The organism is Janthinobacterium violaceinigrum (genome assembly GCF_009208555.1).
Taxonomy (GTDB): domain Bacteria; phylum Pseudomonadota; class Gammaproteobacteria; order Burkholderiales; family Burkholderiaceae_D; genus Janthinobacterium; species Janthinobacterium violaceinigrum.
In genome coordinates this window covers 1-288 of the sequence record NZ_WFLI01000133.1, presented here as the reverse complement: position 1 = coordinate 288, position 288 = coordinate 1, and the positions used below count along the sequence as shown (strand labels likewise).

At 63.5% G+C, this 288-nt stretch carries 1 protein-coding gene; it reads left to right on the top strand.

Annotation, left to right across the window (positions count from 1 at the left end; all coding sequences use genetic code 11):
* Positions 1-288 (top strand): hypothetical protein (locus GCN75_RS28965; RefSeq protein ID WP_152285388.1); only part of this gene is annotated, 288 nt, incomplete at both ends.

Here is a 288-nt window from a genome sequence, read left to right as displayed (position 1 = left end):
CGAACTTGAACAATACCGCAGGCAACGTGTTTGCCGGCGCCAACTTGAGCAGCACGCTCGATACCTTGAGCAATACGGGCAGCCTGTATGCTGCCGGCAACCAGACTTTGACCACCAGCGGCGCCATCGTCAACACGGGCGTCATCGCGGCGCAGGGCAACACCAGCCTGACGGCGAAAACCCTCGACAGCAGCGCAAGCAGCCTGCTTGGCGCCGGCATGCAGGCTGATGGCAAACTGGGCACGGCAGGCGACCTGACGATCAGCACGACACAAGCGCTGGCCGCGC